Source organism: Rubripirellula reticaptiva, assembly GCF_007860175.1.
Lineage (GTDB): Bacteria > Planctomycetota > Planctomycetia > Pirellulales > Pirellulaceae > Rubripirellula > Rubripirellula reticaptiva.
In genome coordinates this window covers 913,059-935,373 of record NZ_SJPX01000005.1, presented here as the reverse complement: position 1 = coordinate 935,373, position 22,315 = coordinate 913,059, and the positions used below count along the sequence as shown (strand labels likewise).

The window sequence follows — 22,315 nt, the reverse complement described above, 5'->3', positions numbered from 1 at the left end:
TCTGATCGTCCGGCAACGGAATCGGTCTTGGGTCGTTCAGCCACCCCCCCGAGGAAACTTTATGATGCAAGTGACTCAACCCGCTGGCTCGTCGGCGTCCGACGTCTCGAGCGACGATGTCGAATTTTTGCCACTGTTGAAACAGGCACGAGCAGGGAATCGCGAAGCGTTGGGGCAGTTGTTGCAGTGGTACGGTAACTATTTGACGATTCTAGCAACCACCCAGCTCGATCGTCGATTGCGTCGGCGGCTGAATCCGTCAGACATTGTTCAAGAAGCGATGTTGGCGGCTCACAAAGATTTCGAAGACTTTCGCGGCAACAGCCAAGGCGAACTGCTGTGTTGGCTGCGAACGATTCTAATTCATACCTTGCATCGCAGTTTCAAGACGCACCTGAGAGTTGAAAAGCGAGACATTCGCCGCGAGGTGTCTCTTGAATCGGTCAGCAACCGGCTGGAACAGTCAGCGTGCAATTTGGCGGCCTTGTTGCCGGGCGGCGGCCCGTCGCCGAGTGCGCCGATGCAAGCACGTGAGCGCGCGGTGTTTTTGGCGGACCAACTTAGCAAACTGAAACCGTCGTACCGCGAAGTGATCGTATTTCGGGTGCTGCAGGGTTTGTCGTTTGATGAAATCGCGGAACGAATGGATCGCAAAAGTGGTGCGGTCCGAATGCTGTGGTTGCGAGCGCTTGAAAGTTTCAAGACGACCAACGAGGCGATGTGATGGTCGCGTTGAATCAATCAGTAATCGATATCAGCAATTCTGAACCTTCGTTGCTGCATGGCTTAACGAAGGATCAGCAAACGCGATTGACCGATTTGCTTGATCTGTATCTGCGGAGTCTCGAAGATGGCCAGCGATTGGACGCCGAGCAACTGACTCAGGCGAACCCGGATCTGGCCGACGTGTTCAATGCTTACTTGGAAAAGCTCGATGCGTTGTACGGCGTCGCGGTTGGCTTCCAGGGTCCGGCCCAGACCGAGGCGTCGGTTTTAAGCGGCAGCATGACGCTAGGCGAGTTTACGATTCATCGCGAGATCGGTCGCGGAGGAATGGGTGTCGTTTATGAAGCGAGCCAAAAGTCGCTTGACCGCCGCGTCGCCATTAAGTTGCTGCCGCTGGCGTCACTGCTGGATTCTCGCCAAATCGCTCGCTTCAAGAATGAAGCTCATGCGGCTGGCCTGTTACAGCATCCTAACATTGTGCCCATTCACAGCGTCGGTAGTGAGCGAGGCGTCCACTACTACGCGATGCAGTTCATCGAAGGAATTTCGATGGACGCTTGGTGCGCTGGCCAGCGCAGGGAAGCAAATGGATTGCAAAACGGTCGTGCTCAATCCTGGGAGGATGTGATTGGTTGGTCGATCGACATTGCCGGTGCTCTTCAAGTTGCGCACGAAAACGGTGTGGTGCATCGCGACGTTAAACCGTCGAACTTGATGCTAGACACTGCGGGAAAAATCTGGATCACTGATTTTGGACTTGCGCGCTGCCAGACGGATGTTTCGCTGACGCGATCCGGGGACGTGATTGGCACGATGCGGTACATGAGTCCCGAGCAAGCGCGAGGTCAATCGGCGTTGATTGACGGCCGAGCGGACGTTTATTCGCTTGCCGCGACGTTGTACGAGATGTTGACGCTGCAGCCTGCGACGCCGGGCGACGACGCGCCGACAATCTTAAAGATGATTGACACGCACGAGGTGACGCCGCTGCGGGTTTTGCGCCCGGATCTGCCACGCGATTTGGAAACCGTGATCGCCAAAGCAATGTCCAAAAGCCGTGAGGCACGGTACGAAACGGCCGAGCAGTTTTCGGCTGATCTGCAGCGTGTGCTTGCGGATGAACCAACCCTGGCTCGTCCCGCGACGATCGCCGATCGCATCGGCCGGATGGCGTCGAAACATCGCAGCGTCGTTCTGACGGGCGCCGCGATCGTGGCGCTCGGTTTTGTCGGATCGGCCATCGCAACCGCGAAGCTAGCCGCCGCAAAACAAGTTTCGGATGCCAGTGGTGCACGGGCTCTGCGCGGCGAGAAGTTAGCACGCGACGCAGTGGATCGGCTTGGTTCGCAAATGGCCGAACTGTTGTCGGACATTCCCGCGGCCGATTCGGTACGCCGTCAATTGCTGATTGAAACTCTGGACTACTACGAACGATTTGCCGCCGAGGTGAAGAGCGATCCGGCACTGCGTGAAGACTTGGCAATTACGTTGGGCAAAACTGGGGCACTGCAATCCGAACTTGGTGATCATGAAAGTGCGATCGCAACGCTTGGCCGTAGTGAAGCAATCTACGCTGAACTTGCCAGGCAACCGACCGCTAGCGATTCGATACTGCTGGATTGGTCCAAGAGCCAGAACAACCTTGCCCAGACCTTAGTTCGAAGTGGCCGGTTTGAAGACGCGGCTAAGTACTTTGCTCGCGCGATCGTGACGCAAAAGAGTGTGGCCGGGCGATCTTCGGTTCGTGGGTCAAGCACTGGCATGGTGATGGCGACGACGCTGAACAATCTTGGTTTACTGCTGTCGCAAACCGGGGCCACTGAGCAAGCGGAACAGACGTACCTTGAGGCGATCGATTTGCTTCGTGGTTTGCCGCCGGTACCAGACGCGGCAGCGTCCGAACGTCCCGCAGCGATCCTGGCGAACGTCCAGGCCAACCTAAGTGGATTGCTAACCGAACAGTCGCCTGAGCGAGCGGTTGAGTACGCGCGTGAGGCGCTCGCTGGCCAGCTCGATGCGTTGCAAGCCGATCGAGGGAATGCCAAGCTTGCGACCCAAACGGTAGTCATGCTGAACACGCTTGGTGCGGCTCAGTTTGCAGGGAATGACAGCGAAGGTGCGATCGACACGTTCAACCGAGCGGTCGAAATTGGCAAGCAAATGCTCGCTCGCTGGCCGAATCAACCCACCTACCGTCGCGATCTTGTGCTTAGCTACAACCATCTTGGGCTGGCGCTATCAAAAAACGCTCAAGTCGCCAAGGCGCAAGTCGCACTCGATGAAGCGATCTCGCTCGGCCGTCCGCTTGCCCAAACTTTCGCAAACGATGCGGAAATACAGAGCATGGTTGGCCGAGTTTTGAACAATTTTGGGTTTCTGAATCAGCAGTTAGGTGATCAGGAATCCGCCGCCAGTGCCTATGCTGAAGCTATTGAGCATCAGTCGGCCGCCGTTCGGTTGGCCCCCGAGGTTCAGCAGTATTCAGAATTTCTTCGCAAACATCGTGCAAATCTCAGTTCGCTCGATGGTGTCGATGACGTTTCTGATGTACAGGAAAAGCGAGATTCGATCAGCGCACGGCTTCTCGGGGAGACATCATCATGAATGAACGTAACGAATCCCGAGCACTTTTGTTAGAACAACTCGAGTCTCGGTGCATGCTCGCTGCGGGTCTGATTTCGTTTTCGACCGGAAACACCGCCAATGATTTGGTTGGCGCGGACCGCGACCGTCCGGCAATGGTGGATCTTCACGCTGCCAACCGAATGGACGAGCACGACAGTCGGGGACGCGACTCGCGGCACGACAACGCTTCTCTTCAACATGTTGGTCGGTCAAATCTAAGTGCGTCGCAGTTTACACCGTTCCGCGGGGACGCGCCCAATCGGCTGCAATCCAATCCGGCACCACTGAATCGTTTGCGAGTTGCTTCACCACAATTCAATCCTTTGCAGAATGAACCACTGCCGCCCGTCAATTCATTCTCAATTTCTTTGGCGAAGCTATCGGTTGACACAATCGTGGTTTTGACGCCATCCACGGCGAACCTTTCAAGCCTAGATTTGGGTCGCGCCGCAGTTTCGAGTTCGGCTCAAAAGGCAGCGTCACGCGATATAATGACTTCGGTTGCGGCGGCAACGATTCCCTCCGACGTGAAGGCCGCAACTGGATCGCAAACCGTGAAGACAGAAGATAAGCTCAACCCGGGTGCGCCGGCGCCCGGTTTAGTTTCAAACTCGCAAGGTGTTTTGATCGCTCCGTTTGCGGCTGAAGTCGCGGTCGCAGAAGTGACTTCTGATTTATCGACAGCCGATCAGTCCTCGGTTCAAGCGAGGCCAAATGCCATTAGCCCAGTTGAGTTTGACGCCGTTGGCTTCGGCTTGGTTGAACTCGATTCGGCCGGACGCGATCAAACCGGTGGCAGTATCGCTGCGATTCCGCTGTTGCGTCACGAATTTGATCGGGACCAAATTGCATCGGCCGACGAAGCTTGGGAAGTTGACTCGGAATTGCTGAACGATCTTCGTGAGATGGCTCGCGATTCGAGTCGAAACAACCGCATCGTGGAAGATCCAATTTCGATCGACGTGGCTATCACCGAGTGGTTCGGTCATTCCACGGGTTTGATCGACGACATTCAACTTGGAAGTGATTTGCCCTCGATTGCTCACGCGGGCATGCCGTCGATGGTTGATGTGGTTCTCGATGCGACGTTGGGTATGCACCGAAGCGTTGGTTTGATCGCCAAAGCTGAACCCGAATTGTTACCCAACAATGTTCGAGATGCGATTCTTGCCGCGATCGCAGCACAGCAACCGGCGCAGATTGAATCGGTCGCCAAGTCCGTTGAATCGCGGGTCGCAGGGATGGCTTATCCCGGCATCGTAATCGTCGCCAGCACACTTGCCGTTGCTAGCCGACGTCAAAAGATCGCCAAACTGGAATCGAGCCGATAGGCTGTTCTGTCTGAATTTCCATCCCATCAGTGAGCCAGTTACGGCAGTCGGCTGATCATGTTGCGGCCGCTCAGTTGCTCGGCCGCTTTCTGCAGAACTGCGTCTTCGGCGTCGAGTGTCAGTCGACCTTCGTCGTCTGGACGAGCAGCGATACGAGTCGCTGGAACTGGCACGGTCGGGACGACGCCGTTGTGGCTGATCGCCCGGCCGCTTGGCGAGTAAAACTTTGCCGTTGTCAGGCACAAGCCAAATTTCGCGGATTGCATCCGGAAAATCCCTTGCACGCTGCCTTTGCCGTAACTGGTTTCGCCGACAATCACACCGCGACCACTGTCGGCGATCGCACCGGCGAAGATTTCGCTTGCACTGGCACTGTCACCGTCGATCAAGACGGCAAGCGGAACGTTCCACGTGTTGGGGCGGTGAGCCGCGTAGTCAAAGTTTTCGCGAACGTTTCGACCGCGAGTGGTCAGAATACGACCATCGCTCATGAAGCGGTCAGCAACTTCGACTGCCGCCGACAGCAATCCGCCCGGGTTGCCGCGAACATCGATGATCAGTGAACGCATCTTTTGTCGTTGCAGATCCCACAGAGCACGTTCGACATCGCGAGTGGTGGTCTTTTGAAAGTTAGTCAGTCGAAGGTATCCGACTCGGTTAACCGGATCAACGAAGTGAACGTTTTCGACGCACGGTACTTCGACGCGGCGACGCTGGACGTTGATGGTTCGTTCGTTCCCATCGACGCCAACGATCGTAACCGCAGCGTAGCTGTGCTCGGGGCCTCGCAGCAAGTCGGCAACATAACCAGGTTCTTCCTCATCCGTTCGAACACCATCAACCGCGATAATTTTCTCGCCGCCTCGGATGCCCATTTCTTCGGCAGGGCCTTTTTCGATCACCGACAGAATCTGTAGACAATCCGCCTTTGCTTTCAGTTCAAGTCCAAGGCCGACAAAGTTGCCCTCGATATTCGAAAACATTTCGTCCAACTGCATGGGCGAAAGCAATCGGGTATAGGGGTCAAGCGTCGAAACTGCACCGCTTAGGAATTCCAACACGACTGCGGTGCCAGACAGACCAAGTTCGGCTTCGGCCTCGGCGGCGACGAATGCCGCGCTGGCTCGCAAGTCGAATCGCGTTGCTGTACTGCGACCTTGCAATTTGTGGTGAATGGTTTGACGAAAGTTCTCGACGCGGGCCGGGTCGGCGTTGGCCAACAAGCGATCGACAAACTTTTCTTCCGATAACGCAACCTCAAGCGCCGCAGTGCCGTGAACTTGGACACGTGCCCAGTCGACGTCTTCCACGTAGTGCGTTTGAAGGTTTGCCAAGATTTCCGAGTACACGTCCAACGTTTGTGCCGTGCTCATTTCCCGGATCGACGCTAGGTAGCTTTGATCTTGGTAGCGACGGTTCACGTCGTGGTGCAAACGGCTGATCACCATCCGTTGATACAGCGACGTACTTTCGGGGTAGTCGCGAGACGCTTTTTCGTAGTGGCGAATGGCTTCGCCCCACATGCGGTTGGCTTCCAGTTCGCGACCTTTGACGATGGCGGATTGTTCGCCGTCGACCGGGATCGGCGCAGCTTCGGTGATCGCAACCGGGCTAGCGACCTGGCTGGTGAGATTGCCTGGCGATCGGGAATCCGTCGCTGGGAATTCTTGTGCTGTTGCTGTGCCCGTCGCAAGGAAGGACTGAATAAGAATGACCGCCGAAGCAGGCAATGATAGGCGGTTGCGACAACGCGACAGGTTGTTTAGGCGAGCGACAAGATCCATGCGCAAAAAATCCATCGGCATCGTTTGGGGAAGCTCACAAGTGCATATCTGGACGCACTCATTTCATGGCCCAGCAGTTGATGCAGGAGGCAGGGCCACGGAAACATAGGTCACAAAGAATGCTTGGTCAAAAAACCAATCAGGCGGTTACCTGGAAAATTGAGAGCGACCGACAAAGACTGAAAAGTCGATGCCTAGTTGCTCAGGTTGTTCCGGTGATCCGTGCAAATTGAAGGAGAATAATTTGCAGGAATCCAGCGAGTTTCATGGCGGTGTGTTTCACCGTCTCGTCAACTCGAACCACATGCGCTTCCCAGCGCGGATCACGACTCGCATCACAGCAAGTCGCGGCGTCACAACCACGATACGCATTGTCCAGTCGGCGGGCAAATCAAAGTTTGCTAGCGACGCCAGCGAGTGAACGCGGTCAAGCTGATTTGTTGCCTCCGGCGTGAAATGAATTGAACTTGAGCGAAAGTTGGAATTTTTCTAAGGTCGACCTATCGATTCCAACTTCGGTTCAAAGGAGTGACCGACGATGCCACTGCAAACCGCCCGCACGCGAAAATTCATGACCCAATCCATCCGCCCGCTCTGTCGTTGTTTTCCAGCGCTCACGCTGGCCGCCGTTTTGGGCGCCACGCTGACATCGTCGGCGATCGCACAAGAAACGGCACCGAGTCGCAGCAATGTGGTGGCGGTCGTCAACGCAGACCCAATCACTCGCAAGACGCTGTCGGATCAATCGATCCAGCGTTACGGCACCGAAGTGATCGACAACATGATCAACCGGCACCTGATCATGCAAGCTTGTCAGCACAATGGCATCGAGGTCAGCAAGCAAGAAGTGACCGACGAAATCCGTCGCTTGTCGGCTAAGTTTGGTCTGTCGATGGAAAGCTATCTGCAACTTCTAAAAGAAGAACGCAATATCGATCCCAACCAATACAGCCGCGAAATCATTTGGCCGATGTTGGCACTTCGTCGCTTGGTGGCCGATCAAGTCGAAGTCACTCAAGAAGAATTCAACCGATCGTTTGTGGCCCAGTATGGTGAAGCCGCCAAGTGTCGCTTGATCATGTGTGACAACGAAGCGAAAGCCAATAAGCTGCACGCCCAAGCCGCAGCCGATCCGGACAAGTTCGCCAGTTTGGCAAAGCAGTTCAGCGAAGACGAAGCCAGCGCAAGCGTTGGTGGCTTGATCCCGCCAATCCGACGCCACAGCGGTGACACACGATTGGAAGAAGTCGCGTTCGGTCTGAAGGACGGCGAAGTTTCGCAAGTCTTGCAGTTGGGCGATCAATGGATCCTGTTGCAAGCGGTTCGACGTATTCCCGCTAGCTCGCCAAGTCCGCAGGCTTTGCCGGCGATCCGCGAACAAATCACTGACCGTATCCGCGACGAGAAAATGCGTTCGGCGGCAACGGAACTGTTTTCCAAGTTGCAACAAGAAGCCAACGTCATCAAGGTGCTTGGCAACGAGGAACTTGAACAACAATACCCTGGTGCCGGCGCGATTATTAACGGCGAACAAATCACGTTGGCTTTGGTCGGCGAAGAATGCATCAAACGCCATGGCGAAGAAGTCTTGGAAGGCGAAATCAATCGCAAATTGTTGACACAAGCACTGCGTCAAATGAACAAACAGGTCACCGATGCTGACCTGCACGCTGAGATTTCGCGTGCCGCAGTTAGTTATGGGATCGTCAATCCCGATGGGACGCCCGATACCGAAGCGTGGATGGAACAAGTTTTGTCGACTGGCGAGGTGACTCGTGGTGTCTACATGGCTGATTCGGTTTGGCCAAGCGTCGCGCTGACGAAGTTGGTCGAAGATGACATGGTGTTGACCGATGCCGATATGAAAGAAGGCTTCGAAGCTGCCTACGGACCTCGCGTCGAAGTGTTGGCGTGTGTTCTGTCGGATCAACGCAGTGCCCAAAAAATCTGGGAAATGGCTCGCGACAACCCAACCGACGATTTCTTTGGCCGTTTGGCTTCACAGTACAGCGTCGAACCTGTTTCGTCGGGCAACATGGGCAAGGTTCCACCGATTCGAAAGCACGGCGGTCAACCGTCGGTCGAAAAGGAAGCGTTCGCTCTGAAGGCTGGCGAACTTAGCGGAATCATCGCAACCGGCGGCAAGTACATCATCTTGCGTTGCCAAGGGTTCACCGAGCCTGTCGTGACCGATCCTGCGGCCGTTCAAGGTGAACTGGTTCGCGACCTGACCGAACGGAAAATGCGTCGCCTGATGGCGGAACGCATCGAAGACCTTCGGGAAAAGGCTGAAATTGACAATTTCCTTGCCGCGTCCAAGGAAACGCCTCGGGTCGCTGAAGCTCGGCAATAACTTGCTGGAATCTCCCCGATCACTTAACCCCGTCATGTCCTGGCGGGGTTTTTTGATGGATCTGGATACGTTTACCGCCCCAGTTGGTCTGGGAGCAGAGCGACCTACAAATTTTGGCTAACCCCTGGGCTAGATTTGGTGTCTCGTTGACAATGGACGCTGTTCCGACAGCTCAGTTTCGATCCCCACAGTTTTGATCATGACCGATACCCGCGAAAACGATCCTAATAAGTTCAACGACACGCCCAATATCGACGCGCCTGCCATCGATATGCCGATCACCGATCCGGTGCCGGAGCCGTTTGCGGTCAAGTTCGCCTCGCGGGTCGAGCGTCTGCCGCCTTATATGTTTGGGCGGATCAACAATCTGCTGTACCAAAAGCGTCGGGCGGGTGATGACGTTATCGACATGGGGATGGGCAATCCGTCGGATCCACCCGAACAAGTCGTTATCGACAAATTGATGACCGCGGCGACGGATCCGACCAATCATGGATACAGCAAATCGAACGGCATCGCCAATTTGCGCCGTGAAGTCACCAAGAAGTACGAACGCAAGTATGGCGTGACGCTGGATCCCGAACACGAAGTGATTTCATGTTTGGGCAGCAAAGAAGGTTTCTCGCATATGTGCTTGGCTCTAATGGGGCCTGGCGATACGGCGATGATTCCGTCGCCGTATTTTCCAGTGCACATGTATGGAGTTATTTTGGCGTCTGGCAATGTCGTGTCGCTTGACGTTGCCGACCCAGATTTGTTCCTGCGCAATGTCGCTTACACGTGCGAGCACATGGCGCCGCGACCTAAGATCTTGATCGTTAACTACCCTCACAACCCATCATCGGCAGTCATCGAACCTGACTTTTTTGTCGAAGTTGTTCGATTGGCAAAACGTTATGGGTTCTTGGTCATTCATGACTTTGCTTACGCCGATGTTGCCTTCGACGGATACAAGCCGCCAAGCTTCTTGTCGGCCAAGGGCGCCAAGGATGTTGGGGTGGAATTCACGACGATGAGCAAGGGCTACAACATGGCCGGATGGCGAGTCGGTTTTTGTGCCGGCAACGCCGACATGATTCGTGGCCTGGGAACGATCAAAGGCTATTACGACTATGGCATGTTTCAGGCGATCCAGATTGCTGCGATCGTGGCACTGCGAGACACCGAAGAAGCGGTTGAAAAGCAAAGTCTGATCTACCAAGGTCGCCGCGATGCGCTGGTCAGCGGGCTGCGTCGATTAGGTTGGACGGTGAACCCGCCTAAGGCCGGCATGTTCGTGTGGGCCGAGATTCCGGAGCCTTGGAAGAGTGCGATGTCGACGATGGACTTTGCGATGAAGTTACTGGAAGAAGGCAACGTCGCCGTCAGCCCCGGCAGCGGTTTCGGTCAGGGTGGCGAAGGCTTCCTGCGAATGTCGCTGGTCGAGAATGAGCAACGCTTGCGTCAAGCGGTTCGTCAAATCTCGAAGTGCTTGTCGTCACCCCCGGCGATTGTCAAAGCTTAAGCTTCCTTCCTGACATTGACCTACGCCGGCAACCATCCGATCGCACGCTCTCTTGCGCGTCGCCGTGAACTGCGAACGAACTTGCGTGCAAGCTGCGCCGACGCAACGGCTTGGGGTGGCATGGTCGGCTTCGGTGAAACGTATCTGGTTGCCTTTGCGCTGGCGATTGGGATTAGCGAACTGACCGCCGGGCTGATGGGAAGTTTGCCATTGCTGTGCGGGGGTGTGCTGCAACTCGTTTCGCCACGTTTGATTCGAACCCTCGGGTCGCACAAACGTTGGGTCGTGCTTTGCTCGTCGATCCAGGCCTTGGTGTTTGTGCCGCTTGTCATCGCGGCGCTGCGAGGTTCGATCAGCGGAACGTCGCTGATGTTGATCGCCAGCATTTACTGGGGCGCGGGACTTGCCGGTGGTCCTGCGTGGAACACTTGGATTGGTACCGTCGTTCCGCCACCGATTCGGTCTCGCTACTTTGCGTTTCGCACGCGGTCGTCACAAGCCGCGGTGTTTGCTGGTTTTTTGGCGGGCGGATTTGGACTGCAGTGGGCGAGCCAGAGCGAACAGCTATTGACGGCCTATGCGATTGTTTTTGGGCTGGCGGGGGCGTGCCGAGTCGTGTCGGTAGCGATGCTCGTAATCAAAAGCGAGCCGACGCCGATTCCGGCGAACATGCGATCAATCCCATTGCTTAGCGCGTGTCGACATCTCTTGAACGAGGGCAGTGGGCGGTTGCTGTTGTACCTAGCCGCAGTTCAAGTCGCCGCGCAGATCGCTGGGCCATATCTTACGCCGTTCATGTTCCAGAAACTTGGTCATAGCTACACACAGTACGTCACACTGATTTCGATGACGTTCTTGGCCAAGGTGGTGACATTGCCGATGTGGGGCCATGTGGCACACCGGATCGGTCCCCACAGGTTGTTATGGATCGGCGGCATCGGTATCGTTCCGATGTCGGCGGCCTGGATTGTCTCGGATGCAATGCCTTGGTTGATCGCCATTCAAGTGGGCGCCGGAGTCGTCTGGGCAGCCTACGAGCTTGCGTTCTTTTTGATGTTTTTCGACGCCATCGCAGTCGAAGAACGGACAAGCTTGTTGACGATGTACAACTTGATCAACACGATCGCGTTTGTCGTCGGCGCGCTGATTGGCGGCAGCATTCTTTGGATTTTGGAAACCAGTTACGTTGGCTACCTTGTGATCTTCGGCGTTTCGACGGTGGCTCGGGGCGGGACGTTGTTCCTGCTCGCGCGAGTGCCAAAGATTGAAACCAGGAACGACGACATCGAAGTTCGAACCGTCTCGGTTCGTCTCAACAGCGCTTCGCTGGATGCACCCGTGATCGCAAGTTTGCCAGGTGAAGACGAGCACGAGGGATCTCGGTAGGTTGCCGAAAGTTCTACTGTGATCGTTCCAGGTGACTCTTCAGAAACGTTTTTAGTTTCCGGCTTCGCACGTGTTTTTCTTCCGTGAAATTAAGTGTGATGAACGTGTAGTCGCCCATCTCGACCGGACCATCGACGCGCATCTTTGGCAGTCCTTCTAAGTCCATCGTTTCGGTGGGGCCGGCCAGCGTGACTTTTAGCGATTCTGGTGTCTTCGTTTCGACTTCTGCCCAGGGCGTTTTTGAACCTTCGGGCTTCACCGATACGCTGGTCGGGGAAATAAAGTCGAGCGAATTGTCGCCGGCGACGTTTTCTAACAGCGCTAGGGTTTGGTCAGCGATCTCGAGCGGCCAGTCTGGTTTCTGGCCCGCAGGAAATCCTTTGCCAAGTGAATGCCATTTTCGGCCCAGCACTTTCCAGGGATCCGTGATCGCGGACGCTTCGTCGATTGGCGCGTCGCAAGCAGGCAATGGCGTTTCGGTTTTCGCTGGTTTCGGTTTTCCAGTTGGCTTCGGTTTTTCCGTTGGCGATCGTCGCTGCGGGGACACCTTGGGTTGTCCGAGTGCTTCGGCCATGAACGGTGCCGTCAGTGACTTTCGCGACTTTGCGAGTCCCTCGGGAGTTCCCGCAAACACGATCTGGCCACCGTCGACGCCCGCGCCTGGGCCCATGTCGACGACCCAGTCGGCACACTTGATGACGTCCAGGTTGTGTTCGATCACAACAACCGTGTTCCCAAGATCGACGAGACGCTGCAGCACGCCCAACAGTTTTTCAATGTCGTGAAAGTGAAGTCCGGTGGTGGGTTCATCCAATAAGTAAAGAGTGTTGCCGGTAACCGGACGGGCCAGTTCAGCGGCCAACTTGACTCGCTGGGCTTCACCGCCCGACAACGTCGGTGCGGATTGGCCAAGCGTGACGTAATCGAGTCCGACATCGCAGATGGTTTGCAGGATGTGCTGGATTTTGGTGTGTCCGGCAAACAACTCAACCGCGTCGCCGATTTGCATGTCGAGAACGTCCGCGATCGATTGGCCGTGATGCTTGACTTCCAAAACATCGTCACGGTATCGCCGAGATTGGCAATCTTCGCACGGTACCCACACGTCCGGCAGAAAGTGCATTTCGATCTTCAGTTGCCCGCTCCCTTCGCAGGTTTCGCAACGTCCGCCGGGCACGTTGAAGCTGAATGTGCGGGCGGTGAACTTGCGCTGGGCGGCTTCGGGGATGCTGGCGAAGAGATTGCGGATCAGGTCGAACACGCCGGTGTACGTCGCCGGGTTGCTGCTGGGCGTGTTGCCAAGTGGTGACTGATCGACTTCGATCACTTTGTCGATGTAGCGAACACCTTCGACCTTTTCGTGGCGTCCCGGTCGCAGCCGTGCGCGGTGCAAGCGACGAGCCAGAACCGGATACAGAATGCCGTCGATCAACGAACTCTTGCCGCTGCCGCTGGGGCCAGTGATCGCCGTGAATGTGCCGAGCGGAAGTTCGAAGTTGACGTTCTTTAGGTTGTGTTCACGAGCGCCGATGACTTTTAGTTGGTTGACCATGATCTGGCCGTTGGCCGACGTCACCGGTCGACGCGACGGTGGGATCGGGATCGATTCGGCGCCGTTGATGTAGCCAGCAGTGACGCTCTCATCTAGAGGTTCGACGGCGTCGGGGGCTCCGCGTGCGACGATGCGACCGCCGTTGCGGCCAGCCTTGGGACCAAAGTCACAGAGGTAGTCGCTGCCTTTGATGACATCGTGATCGTGTTCGACCACCAACAACGTGTTGCCCTGGTCACGCAGTCGATGCAGCGCTCCGAGCAAACGCAGGTTGTCACGTGGGTGCAGCCCGATCGTCGGTTCGTCCAGAACATAAAGCACACCGCAAAGACCGCTGCCTAGTTGTCCGGCCAAACGAATCCGCTGCGCCTCGCCACCCGACAACGTGGCCGCGCCTCGGTGCAGCGTCAGGTAATTCAGTCCGACGTCCAGCAGAAATCGCACGCGAGATTGAACTTCGCGAACCAGTTCGCCGGCAATTTTCTTTTCGCGTTTGTCAAGCTTCCACGATTTGACTTCGTCCGCCAAACGGTTCAGCGGCATATGGACAAGGTCAGCGATCGTTCGACCACGAAAGTGAACTGCGGCAGCTTCTTCGCGCAGCCTTGACCCATCACACGCGGCACAGTCGATTTCGTCAGTGAACTGTTCCAGCTTGCCGCGAAGCCCAGGCGTCAGCCGCGATGCTTCTTCGAGCGCCGGATAGAAACCCTTGAACTGAAAACGAAAGATCGGAGTCGATAGGTCCGATTTTAAGGAGCTAGATTTTGACTTGGCTGGATCGTTGTCCGTGTCCGACTGTTTGACTTCGATCCAAGCCGGGCCGGTTCCGCGAAACAGCACTCGTTTTTCAGACACCGACAGTTCGTCATACGGGACATCGATTCGAATGTCGGTGTGACGCGACAGTGCCTTCAGCATCCACATCGATACTGACTTGTCGACACTCGGCCACAGCAGCGTTGCGCCTTCGGAAAGTGACGAACTGGATAAGCCGATCAGCGCCGTCGGGTTGGTTCCGGTTTGCGTGCCTAGGCCCTCGCAGCTCGGGCACCAGCCGACAGCCGAGTTGAACGAGAAGTGGTGAGGCGTTAAGTCGTTGAACGAACGGCCACAGCAACTGCACACCAAGTGCTGGCTGTGAATGATCGTTTTCCACTTCGGTTCGTCACGCTCGTCATCGGCGATCGCGACTTCCAAGACTCCGACGCCAAGCGACAATGCTTGTTCGATTGAATCGCTGATCCGCGACTGGTCCGATTCTTGAACAACGATGCGGTCGACAACGACTTGCACTTTTTGTTTCTTACGCGGGTCAAGCGCCGGTGCGTTGTCGAGTGCCACCGTGACACCGTCGATGCGAACACGTTGGTATCCGGTACTGCGCAGACTTTGCCAGGTGTCTTTAGCGCCTTCACCAGCTTGAACTTCGATCGGTGACATCAGCAAGGCACGCGTGCCCTCGGGCATCGCCATGACCTTGTCGACGATTTGGTCGGGCGTCTGCGTGCCGATCGGGATCTGGCAATCAGGGCAGTACATCGTGCCCAGCCGAGCCATCAAAATGCGCAGGTAGTCATAGACTTCCGTCACCGTGCCGACAGTGCTACGCGGGCTGTGACCAAGATTCTTTTGTTCTAATGCAACCGCAGGCGAGAGCCCTTCGATGCGGTCTACGCGAGGTTTCTGGACTTGCCCAATGAACTGTCTTGCGTACGAAGACAACGATTCGACATATCGTCGTTGACCTTCGGCGTAAATCGTGTCCATCGCCATCGACGACTTGCCGCTGCCGCTGGGGCCGCAAAAAACGGTCATTGCGTCGCGCGGGATTTCGACATCGACCGATTTCAAGTTGTGTTCGCACGCCGCTTCGACGATCACGTGTGTTCGCGCACGCGGGCTCACCTGAGCGATCTCTCGCCGGACGACTGGCTTCGGAGGTGCCGATCGCTTGATGCCCAGCGACTTGGCTAACGCCGCGCCGGTGTAGCTTTCAGTAACCGTCGCGACTTCGGCTGGTCGTCCTTGAGCGATGATGCGGCCGCCGCCGGCGCCGCCTTCGGGACCGAGATCGATGACCCAGTCGGCTGTCTTGATCACGTCGGTATTGTGTTCAACGATCACGATCGTGTTGCCATGGTCGGCCAACCGGTGAATCACCTTCAACAGCATTTCGATGTCGGCGAAGTGCAATCCCGTCGTCGGCTCGTCCAACACGTACAACGTCTTGCCGGTTTCGCGTTTGCTCAGCTCGCGTGACAACTTGATGCGTTGGGCTTCGCCACCCGAAAGCGTCGGCGAAGGTTGGCCGAGTTTTAGGTATTCCAGTCCCACGTCGACGAGCGTTTGCAGTTTCTCGGCGACTTTAGGAATGTTCTTGAACAGTTTCAGTGCTTGCGAAATGTCCATTTCCAGCACGTCGGCGATCGATGCGCCTTTGAACTGGACGGACAATGTTTCGCGGTTGTATCGTCGGCCCTGGCATATTGGGCATGTGACCCAAATGTCGGCCAAGAAATCCATTTCTAGCTTGGTAGCTCCGTTGCCTTCGCAGGCTGAACAGCGGCCACCGTCAACGTTGAAACTGAATCGGCTTGACGTGTAACCGCGAGTTTTTGCTTCTGGCATTTTCGCGTACAGGTTGCGAATTTCATCGAAGACCTTCACATACGTTGCTGGGTTGCTTCGCGGTGTGCGTCCGATTGGCGATTGGTCGATCGCAATCGTTTTGTCGAGATGTTCGAGTCCGGAAATCGAATCGTGTTCGCCGATTTCTTGTTCGGCTCCATTGAGGGCGTTTCGAAGTGCCGGTTCCAGAATACCGCCGATCAGTGAACTCTTGCCGCTGCCTGACACGCCGGTGACGCAAACCACTCCACCAAGCGGGATGTCGACATCGACGTTTTTTAGGTTGTGGAATCGAGCGCCGCGGATCGACAGCATCGATGCTTTGTCGATTGGACGTAACGTTTCGGCGGGCGTGATCGCGCGGGTGCCGGCCAAGAACTGGCCCGTCACGCTGCGAGTCGAGTTCATCACGTCGTCGACGGTCCCCGTCGCCACAACGCGGCCGCCTTTGACGCCGGGGCCGGGGCCGAAGTCGACAATCAAGTCGCTGGCCCGCATCGTGTCTTCATCGTGCTCGACGACGATCAATGTGTTGCCCGTGTCGCGAAGTCGCTCGAGCGTTTCGATCAAGCGGTCGTTGTCGCGCGGGTGTAGCCCGATCGAAGGCTCGTCCAAAATGTAGAGCACACCAACCAAGCCGCTGCCGATCTGGCCTGCCAGACGAATTCGCTGTGATTCGCCACCTGAAAGCGTCGGCGCGGTCCGGCCGAGCGTCAGGTATTCGAGTCCCACGCCGAGCAGGAAACCGATGCGAGCGCGGATCTCTTTGAGTGCTTCCGACGCAATCTTAGCTTCGGTCTTGCCCAAGACAATCTCAGCGAAGAAGTCTGCGAGTTCATCGACGGGAAGTTCGCAAAGTTCGGGTAGAGTCTTGGAAGCGGTTTGAGTCGCACCAATGTCTTTCGCAGCGGGCGATCGTTCGCCAGCTGACGTGATTCGAACGGCACTGGCTTGTTCGTTCAGTCGTTTGCCGTGACAGTCCGGGCAATCGAGCGTTGCCATGTGCTTTTCGAACTGACGCAGTTGCATTTTGTTCTTGCTGGTCTTGTAGCGATCGACCAGTTCGGGGATGAAGCCATCGAAATCACCGGAGTACTTGGTCGCCTTCGATCCGGCCTTCCATGTGAATTCCACCGATTCGTCGGCACCCCACAACCAAACGTGTTTTGCCTCTTCCGAAAGGTCACGCCAGGGCTTGTCCAACATCGTGCCTTTGTCGAAACCAAACGCAGCTTCGAACGATTCGGCGACACCCTTGTAGATGTGTTGGCGATAGCGGCCCAAGTCTGCCCACTTGCCAAGCAGGCAGATCGCACCTTTCTTGACTGATAGCGACTCGTCGGGAATCAGCAGATTTGGTACGAACGTGTACAACCGACCGAGCCCGTCACAGGTCGTGCACATTCCTTGCGGCGAATTGAACGAGAAAAGCTGCGGCGTTGGTGGCTTGAAGCTGGTGCCGCATGAATGGCATGCATACTTTGACGAGTAAAGCACGTCTTGTTTGACAGGACCGGTCGAGTGATCGTTGGCTTCAGAAAGCGACACGATCAAGGTGGCTTCGCCGAGCTTCAAACCCGTTTCAACCGCTTCGGTGACTCGGCCGCGGTCGCGGGCATCGGGTTCAATACGATCGATGATGACTTCGACGTCGTGGCGGCTGTTGCGATCGAGCGATGGCGGTTCGGACAGCCGGATGGTTTCGCCGTCGACCCGAGCGCGCGTGAAGCCTTGTTTGCGAAGGTCTTCGAACAGGTCGCGGAATTCACCTTTCTGACCGCGCACCAGCGGCGCCATGATCCACACCGTCGCCTCGTCGGGCAGCGACAAAATGCGCGACGCGATCGCATCGCGGCTTTGCGCGGTGATCGGTTCTTCGCATTTGGGACAGAAACCCGTGCCGACGCGAGCGAACAGGACTCGCAGGAAATCATAGATTTCGGTAATCGTGCCAACGGTCGAACGAGGATTGTTGCCGCTGGATTTTTGGCTGATCGAAATCGATGGCGACAGGCCGCTGACAAGATCGACGTCTGGCTTGGGCATCTGGCCCATGAACTGGCGCGCGTAGTTCGACAGGCTTTCGACGTATCGCCGTTGGCCCTCGGCGTACAGCGTGTCAAAAGCGAGTGAGGACTTACCGCTGCCCGAGACACCCGAGAAGCAGATCAGTTGCCCTCGTGGCAGCGTCAAATTGACATCGCGAAGATTGTGTTCTCGAGCGCCTTTGACCGTGATTTCCGTAGTTGTCATTACGCCTGCTTGCTTGCCGTGCCAACGAATTTTTCACCGGAGTGTATACCCGTTTACGGTCAAAGCGTAGGCGTAGCCCCGCCAACTCGGTGGGCTAAATGCGTTGAATTGCTAGCTATGGCAGCAATTCTTCCGTCGTCGTCACGGCACTTTGCCGTTGGCTTCGAAGCCGATCCTGAAAATTGGGCTAGATGGAATCTCCGGCGATTGAGTAGGCTTCGCGGTGGAATGATTCCTTGCAGATGTAAATCTGCACAGATCAGTGAAAAACGGTCTGTAAAAACAGATCAACAAAATCGGATCAACGACCTGGGCTTCGTCGTGTTTGCCTGCCCAGTCATGGAGGACAGTCGTGCAAACGCTGAAAACCGCAGCCATCGTCGTACTGCTAATGACCGTCATTTACGGTGCGTACGTATCTCTGACCACACCACCGGAACCATTGCCGCTTGGTGTCGAAGACATGTTGGTGATGAGCGATGATGGATCGTTGATGATCGATTCAGCGTTGCCACCGTCGCTTGGCGAACTGGAAATCAATGCCGGCAGTCTGGGTGGTTTCCCCGAAGTCACTCAGCCCGCCGACACGGTCGCGGCCAGTTTGATGTCGCCTGAACCGGCGATGGGGAATGCTTCGGCGTATTCAGTGCCCGACTTTGCCAACCGTTCGATCGAATTGCCTACCAATGGAACACCGGCGAGTTCGGCTAGCTTCTCGATGAGCGATGTCGAGGAATCGGCGAACGCCGCTGTGGCTTCGGTTGGTGCCGTTGGCGCCGATTTGGGTGCTGCGGCAAGCGACGCGATTTCGTCATCGGCCGATAGTGCTCGCGAATATCCTACGACCAATCGAGCGTTCGAGGTGCCCGATCCGAACGAAGCGCAATCTAAATTTGATCCAAATTTCGGCACTCGATTCGCGTCGAACTCCGATGATGCGTCGGCTCCGGTCGCGCAAGTCTCGGCCATGAACGTGAGCCGCGATTCCGATTTGCTGACGCAAGGAGCATCGCTTGGCGGCAATTCGAATCTGGGGTTGGTCAATGCGATTCAAATTGCCGATCGCCAGTACAGCAAGGACCAGTTGAAGGATGCTTTGGCGACACTAAGTCTGTTCTATTCGACGCCAAATTTGTCGGGCGAAGAACGCAGCGAGTTGGTTCAGCGACTTGATTGGTTGGCAAAGGAAGTTATTTATTCCAAGCGTCATCTGCTTGAAAGTGCCCACCGAGTCGGTCAAAGCGAAACCCTGATGGAGATCGCCAGTCGCTATGAAGTGCCTTGGCAATTGCTGGCCAACATCAACCAGATCCAAGATCCGGTCGCGGTTTTGCCAGGCACCGAGTTGAAGGTTGTTCGTGGCCCGTTCCGCGCCGAAGTCGATCTGACGAACCAAGAATTGACTTTGTTTTTGGGTGATCTTTATTCCGGTCGTTTTCCGATCGGTGTTGGCAACGATCCAATGCCAAAACCGGGCACGTTTACGGTTCAGGACAAGCAAGAGTCGCGGACGTTTTACGATGCGGCTGGCTCGCCGATTCCGCCGGGCAGCCCCGACAATCCGTACGGTGCCGCATGGATCGATTTGGGTGGCCAGTTGTGCATTCACGGCAGTCCTGATGCCACACGGCCGACCGAAAAGGGTTGCATCAGCCTAGCCGGCGATTTTGCCGATGATTTGTACGGAATCATTTCCCAAGGTTCGTCCGTGACGATCCGAAAGTAGGAATTGCTGCGAGAGTGCGGTGTTGCTGTGAACACAGGGACGTCGAAGCCGGCGATTATGTTTGCTAAGCTTGCTGGCTTGTGTATTCCGACACCGAACACCTCAACGCTAATACCTTTTTCATGTACGACCGCGACGAACTGATCCGACTGATCCAATCCGAGTCCTTGCGCCGCGGCGACTTCACGCTGGCGAGCGGCAAAAAGGCCAGTTTCTATCTGGATTGTCGAACGCTGACCCTGCATCCCAAGGGTGCCAATGTGGTCGCCGAAGGAATGTTGGAAGTTTTGCAGTCGCTGGGCGACTTGCCCGCTGCGGTTGGTGGCATGGCGATCGGTGCCGACCCAATCACGGCGTCGATCGTGACCATTGCTGGCCAGCGTGACCTGCCGCTAAAGGGGTTCATGGTTCGCAAAGAAGCCAAGGGACATGGCACCGGCAAGCAAGTCGAAGGGCCCGTTCAGCCCGGCCAACGCGTCGTCATTGTCGAAGACGTCATCACTAGCGGTGGAAGCGCGATCAAAGCGGTCGACGCCGTTCGTGAATACGGCCTGGTCGTTGATCACGTGATCGCAATCATCGACCGGTTGGCGGGCGGGCGCGAAGCCTTCGCCGCCAAGGGTATCGAGCTAACGACTTTGACCACGATCCGCGACTTCGGCATCGAGCCAGAGTGAAGTCAGCCAGAGTGAAGCGAGCCAGAGTGAAACGGTCGCAGTGAGTCGAAAAAAACGCTTGGCTGATTAGGCCAAGCGTGGTTTGTGGACTAGCGACGCAGATGTGCTAGACCATCGGTTCGGGCGAAGAGGCGGTTTTCTTTCCGCCGCGCCCTTTGACGAATCGATATCCAAAGTCGGTCAGCACGAGTGCTCGTAGCGACAGCAGGATCAAGACCAACACCGTCGCGGTCAGCAACTTGTTATAGCGAGTTTGCTGGTAGATGCCGCCTTCGCCGATTGGCGGCATTTGTTGGGGTGCTAGCGGTAGGCCGTATTTGCTTGCCATGCGGTCGATTTCGACCACGTGGATTACTGGGGTACCTTTGCTCATGAACCGAGTCATGACCGAGTCGATTCGCAGCACCTCGTGCTTTGCCGATAGGTTCAGGCCTGGCTTGTAAGCCCGCTTGCCCATGCTTCGTCCGACCGAAATCGTTCCGCCGCCGACATTGATGTATGCCTTGTAATCGCGACCGCCGGCTTGCTTGCGATAAATTTGCATGCGTTCGTCGATTGCTTCGACGAAGTCCGTTGACGTCAACAGCGGCAGGCCGTTCCGCTTGATCGCTTTCTTGACCAAGTCTTTGGCTTCGACGGTCATTCCCAATCCGATGTCTTCGTAACCACCGATCGAACATGCCACCGCTTTGAACGGCAACAGGCCTTCTTCGAAAAGCAGGCTCTCCATATCGATCCACATCATGTCGGGGTTATTCGCGCCCCACTGGCTTGATCCGGCACTGGCAATGATGACTGGCTGGGCACCAATGGCTTTCAGAGCCGCGCAGACGTTGGCGTTCATGCCAGGGAATGAACCGGAGTATCCGACGGCAACCAAATCGCCAGATTCGACGCCGGCGCCGATCAGTTGTTCGACAACGACAGCCGCAAAATTCGGGTTGACCGCGGTTTGCTTCGCGCTCAGTCGTCCGGTCAGCGTGGTCACGGGGCTCATCAATTGCCCGATCATGCCCGACCCGGCTGGGTCGACTGCGGCGTCGGAAGCCTGAGCCATATTCATTTTTTCCGCTTTGATCGCACGCATCATTTCTGACGCGTACGTTGACGCCGTCATTTTAATGTCGAGGTCCGATTGCGGCGCCTTGGTGCGGAAGTGTTCGATCGTGGCTAGGCCAAGCAGCGAAAAGCCTGCCATCAACCAAATGACCGTTTGCGAGACTTGCCGAGGACGCCAAAAGAGTCGCTTCATAGTACCAACTCCAATCCCATCAGGATCAAAACCAAACGAACCACCGTCGAAGCCGTCAGCAGGATGCCAAGTGTTTCCACCATCCCCTGCCGGTCGATCCAAATCGCAATCAGGCCGGGAATGATGTAACCGATGACTTCATAGTCGACCGAGTCATCAAGCAGGCTAAGGTCCGACGGATCAATCGCTTGCGATTGAAACAGACTGAATCGTTCTAAAGTCACGCCGACCAAGAAACCAATCAAGACCATCAGCACCGTCCGGCGTTTGCCGTAGATCGCGATCATGTTGGATAGTGTGTAGACGATGTAATAAGTGATGATCGCCGCGGCAAAGGTAACGATCACATTAAGCGGTTTGTCGAGCGACAGGGCGATGTAGCCCGGCACGACCATCCCGCCGGCCGCTAGGCCAAACAATTCCGAGAACAGCAGGCTGACCGCCAAGCCGATCCCGATTGCAACGGTAAGAGTATCCATGAGAGTTCGCGTTTTTTTGTTGTGAGAGAGATGACT

Annotated in this window: 12 protein-coding genes; 8 read left to right on the top strand and 4 right to left on the bottom strand. The window is 56.1% G+C overall.

What is annotated here, in order from left to right; genetic code table 11:
- Positions 1-64: 64 nt before the first annotated feature.
- Genes Poly59_RS24625 through Poly59_RS24615 form a run of 3 tightly spaced genes read left to right on the top strand, consistent with a single transcriptional unit; the run spans position 65 to position 4,682 of the window.
- Complete coding sequence (locus Poly59_RS24625) at positions 65-724, top strand: sigma-70 family RNA polymerase sigma factor (RefSeq protein WP_246151911.1); 660 nt, start codon at positions 65-67, stop codon at positions 722-724.
- Positions 724-3,330 carry a serine/threonine-protein kinase gene (locus Poly59_RS24620; protein WP_146536725.1) on the top strand — a complete coding sequence of 869 codons (2,607 nt, stop codon included), beginning with the start codon at positions 724-726 and terminating at the stop codon, positions 3,328-3,330. Before Poly59_RS24625 ends, Poly59_RS24620 begins: the two co-directional genes overlap by 1 nt.
- On the top strand, positions 3,327-4,682 hold the full coding sequence (locus tag Poly59_RS24615) for a hypothetical protein (protein ID WP_146536724.1): 1,356 nt from the start codon (positions 3,327-3,329) through the stop codon (positions 4,680-4,682). Before Poly59_RS24620 ends, Poly59_RS24615 begins: the two co-directional genes overlap by 4 nt.
- A 38-nt stretch (positions 4,683-4,720) precedes the next feature.
- Here the strand turns inward: Poly59_RS24615 and Poly59_RS24610 are convergent, their stop codons facing one another.
- On the bottom strand, positions 4,721-6,466 hold the full coding sequence (locus Poly59_RS24610; RefSeq protein ID WP_246151910.1) for a S41 family peptidase: 1,746 nt from the start codon (positions 6,464-6,466) through the stop codon (positions 4,721-4,723).
- A 538-nt stretch (positions 6,467-7,004) separates the two neighbouring features.
- Here Poly59_RS24610 and Poly59_RS24605 point away from each other — a divergent pair.
- From Poly59_RS24605 to Poly59_RS24595, 3 genes are all read left to right on the top strand, one after another.
- Entirely contained in the window at positions 7,005-8,819 is a 1,815-nt protein-coding gene (locus Poly59_RS24605) for a peptidylprolyl isomerase (RefSeq protein ID WP_146536722.1), read from the top strand.
- A 199-nt stretch (positions 8,820-9,018) separates the two neighbouring features.
- Positions 9,019-10,323: an aminotransferase class I/II-fold pyridoxal phosphate-dependent enzyme gene (locus Poly59_RS24600; protein WP_146536721.1), complete on the top strand. Its 1,305-nt coding sequence runs from the start codon at positions 9,019-9,021 to the stop codon at positions 10,321-10,323.
- A gap of 81 nt (positions 10,324-10,404) precedes the next feature.
- On the top strand, positions 10,405-11,709 hold the full coding sequence (locus Poly59_RS24595) for an MFS transporter (protein WP_146536720.1): 1,305 nt from the start codon (positions 10,405-10,407) through the stop codon (positions 11,707-11,709).
- Positions 11,710-11,722: 13 nt separating this feature from the next.
- On the opposite strand, the gene uvrA is transcribed toward Poly59_RS24595, so the two are convergent.
- Complete coding sequence (uvrA, locus tag Poly59_RS24590; RefSeq protein ID WP_146536719.1) at positions 11,723-18,145, bottom strand: excinuclease ABC subunit UvrA; 6,423 nt, start codon at positions 18,143-18,145, stop codon at positions 11,723-11,725.
- 352 nt (positions 18,146-18,497) lie between these two features.
- Between uvrA and Poly59_RS24585 the strand changes: the two genes are divergently transcribed.
- On the top strand, positions 18,498-19,871 hold the full coding sequence (locus tag Poly59_RS24585) for a L,D-transpeptidase family protein (protein ID WP_246151909.1): 1,374 nt from the start codon (positions 18,498-18,500) through the stop codon (positions 19,869-19,871).
- 122 nt (positions 19,872-19,993) lie between these two features.
- Complete coding sequence (gene pyrE, locus Poly59_RS24580) at positions 19,994-20,548, top strand: orotate phosphoribosyltransferase (RefSeq protein WP_146536718.1); 555 nt, start codon at positions 19,994-19,996, stop codon at positions 20,546-20,548.
- Between the two features lie 106 nt (positions 20,549-20,654).
- Here pyrE and pgsW read toward each other — a convergent pair whose 3' ends face one another.
- Together pgsW and pgsC are read right to left on the bottom strand one after the other, a co-directional pair.
- Positions 20,655-21,800: a poly-gamma-glutamate system protein gene (pgsW, locus tag Poly59_RS24575; RefSeq protein ID WP_146536717.1), complete on the bottom strand. Its 1,146-nt coding sequence runs from the start codon at positions 21,798-21,800 to the stop codon at positions 20,655-20,657.
- Positions 21,797-22,279, bottom strand: coding sequence for a poly-gamma-glutamate biosynthesis protein PgsC (gene pgsC / locus Poly59_RS24570; protein ID WP_146536716.1), 483 nt, complete (start codon positions 22,277-22,279; stop codon positions 21,797-21,799). Before pgsC ends, pgsW begins: the two co-directional genes overlap by 4 nt.
- Between the last annotated feature and the right edge of the window lie 36 nt (positions 22,280-22,315).

Coding starts and splice junctions, on each gene's coding strand:
- Poly59_RS24625 (WP_246151911.1), top strand. CDS start 65: ATGCAAGTGACTCAACCCGCTGGCTCGTCGGCGTCCGACGTCTCGAGC.
- Poly59_RS24620 (WP_146536725.1), top strand. CDS start 724: ATGGTCGCGTTGAATCAATCAGTAATCGATATCAGCAATTCTGAACCT.
- Poly59_RS24615 (WP_146536724.1), top strand. CDS start 3,327: ATGAATGAACGTAACGAATCCCGAGCACTTTTGTTAGAACAACTCGAG.
- Poly59_RS24610 (WP_246151910.1), bottom strand. CDS start 6,466: ATGGATCTTGTCGCTCGCCTAAACAACCTGTCGCGTTGTCGCAACCGC.
- Poly59_RS24605 (WP_146536722.1), top strand. CDS start 7,005: ATGCCACTGCAAACCGCCCGCACGCGAAAATTCATGACCCAATCCATC.
- Poly59_RS24600 (WP_146536721.1), top strand. CDS start 9,019: ATGACCGATACCCGCGAAAACGATCCTAATAAGTTCAACGACACGCCC.
- uvrA (WP_146536719.1), bottom strand. CDS start 18,145: ATGACAACTACGGAAATCACGGTCAAAGGCGCTCGAGAACACAATCTT.
- pyrE (WP_146536718.1), top strand. CDS start 19,994: ATGTACGACCGCGACGAACTGATCCGACTGATCCAATCCGAGTCCTTG.
- pgsW (WP_146536717.1), bottom strand. CDS start 21,800: ATGAAGCGACTCTTTTGGCGTCCTCGGCAAGTCTCGCAAACGGTCATT.
- pgsC (WP_146536716.1), bottom strand. CDS start 22,279: ATGGATACTCTTACCGTTGCAATCGGGATCGGCTTGGCGGTCAGCCTG.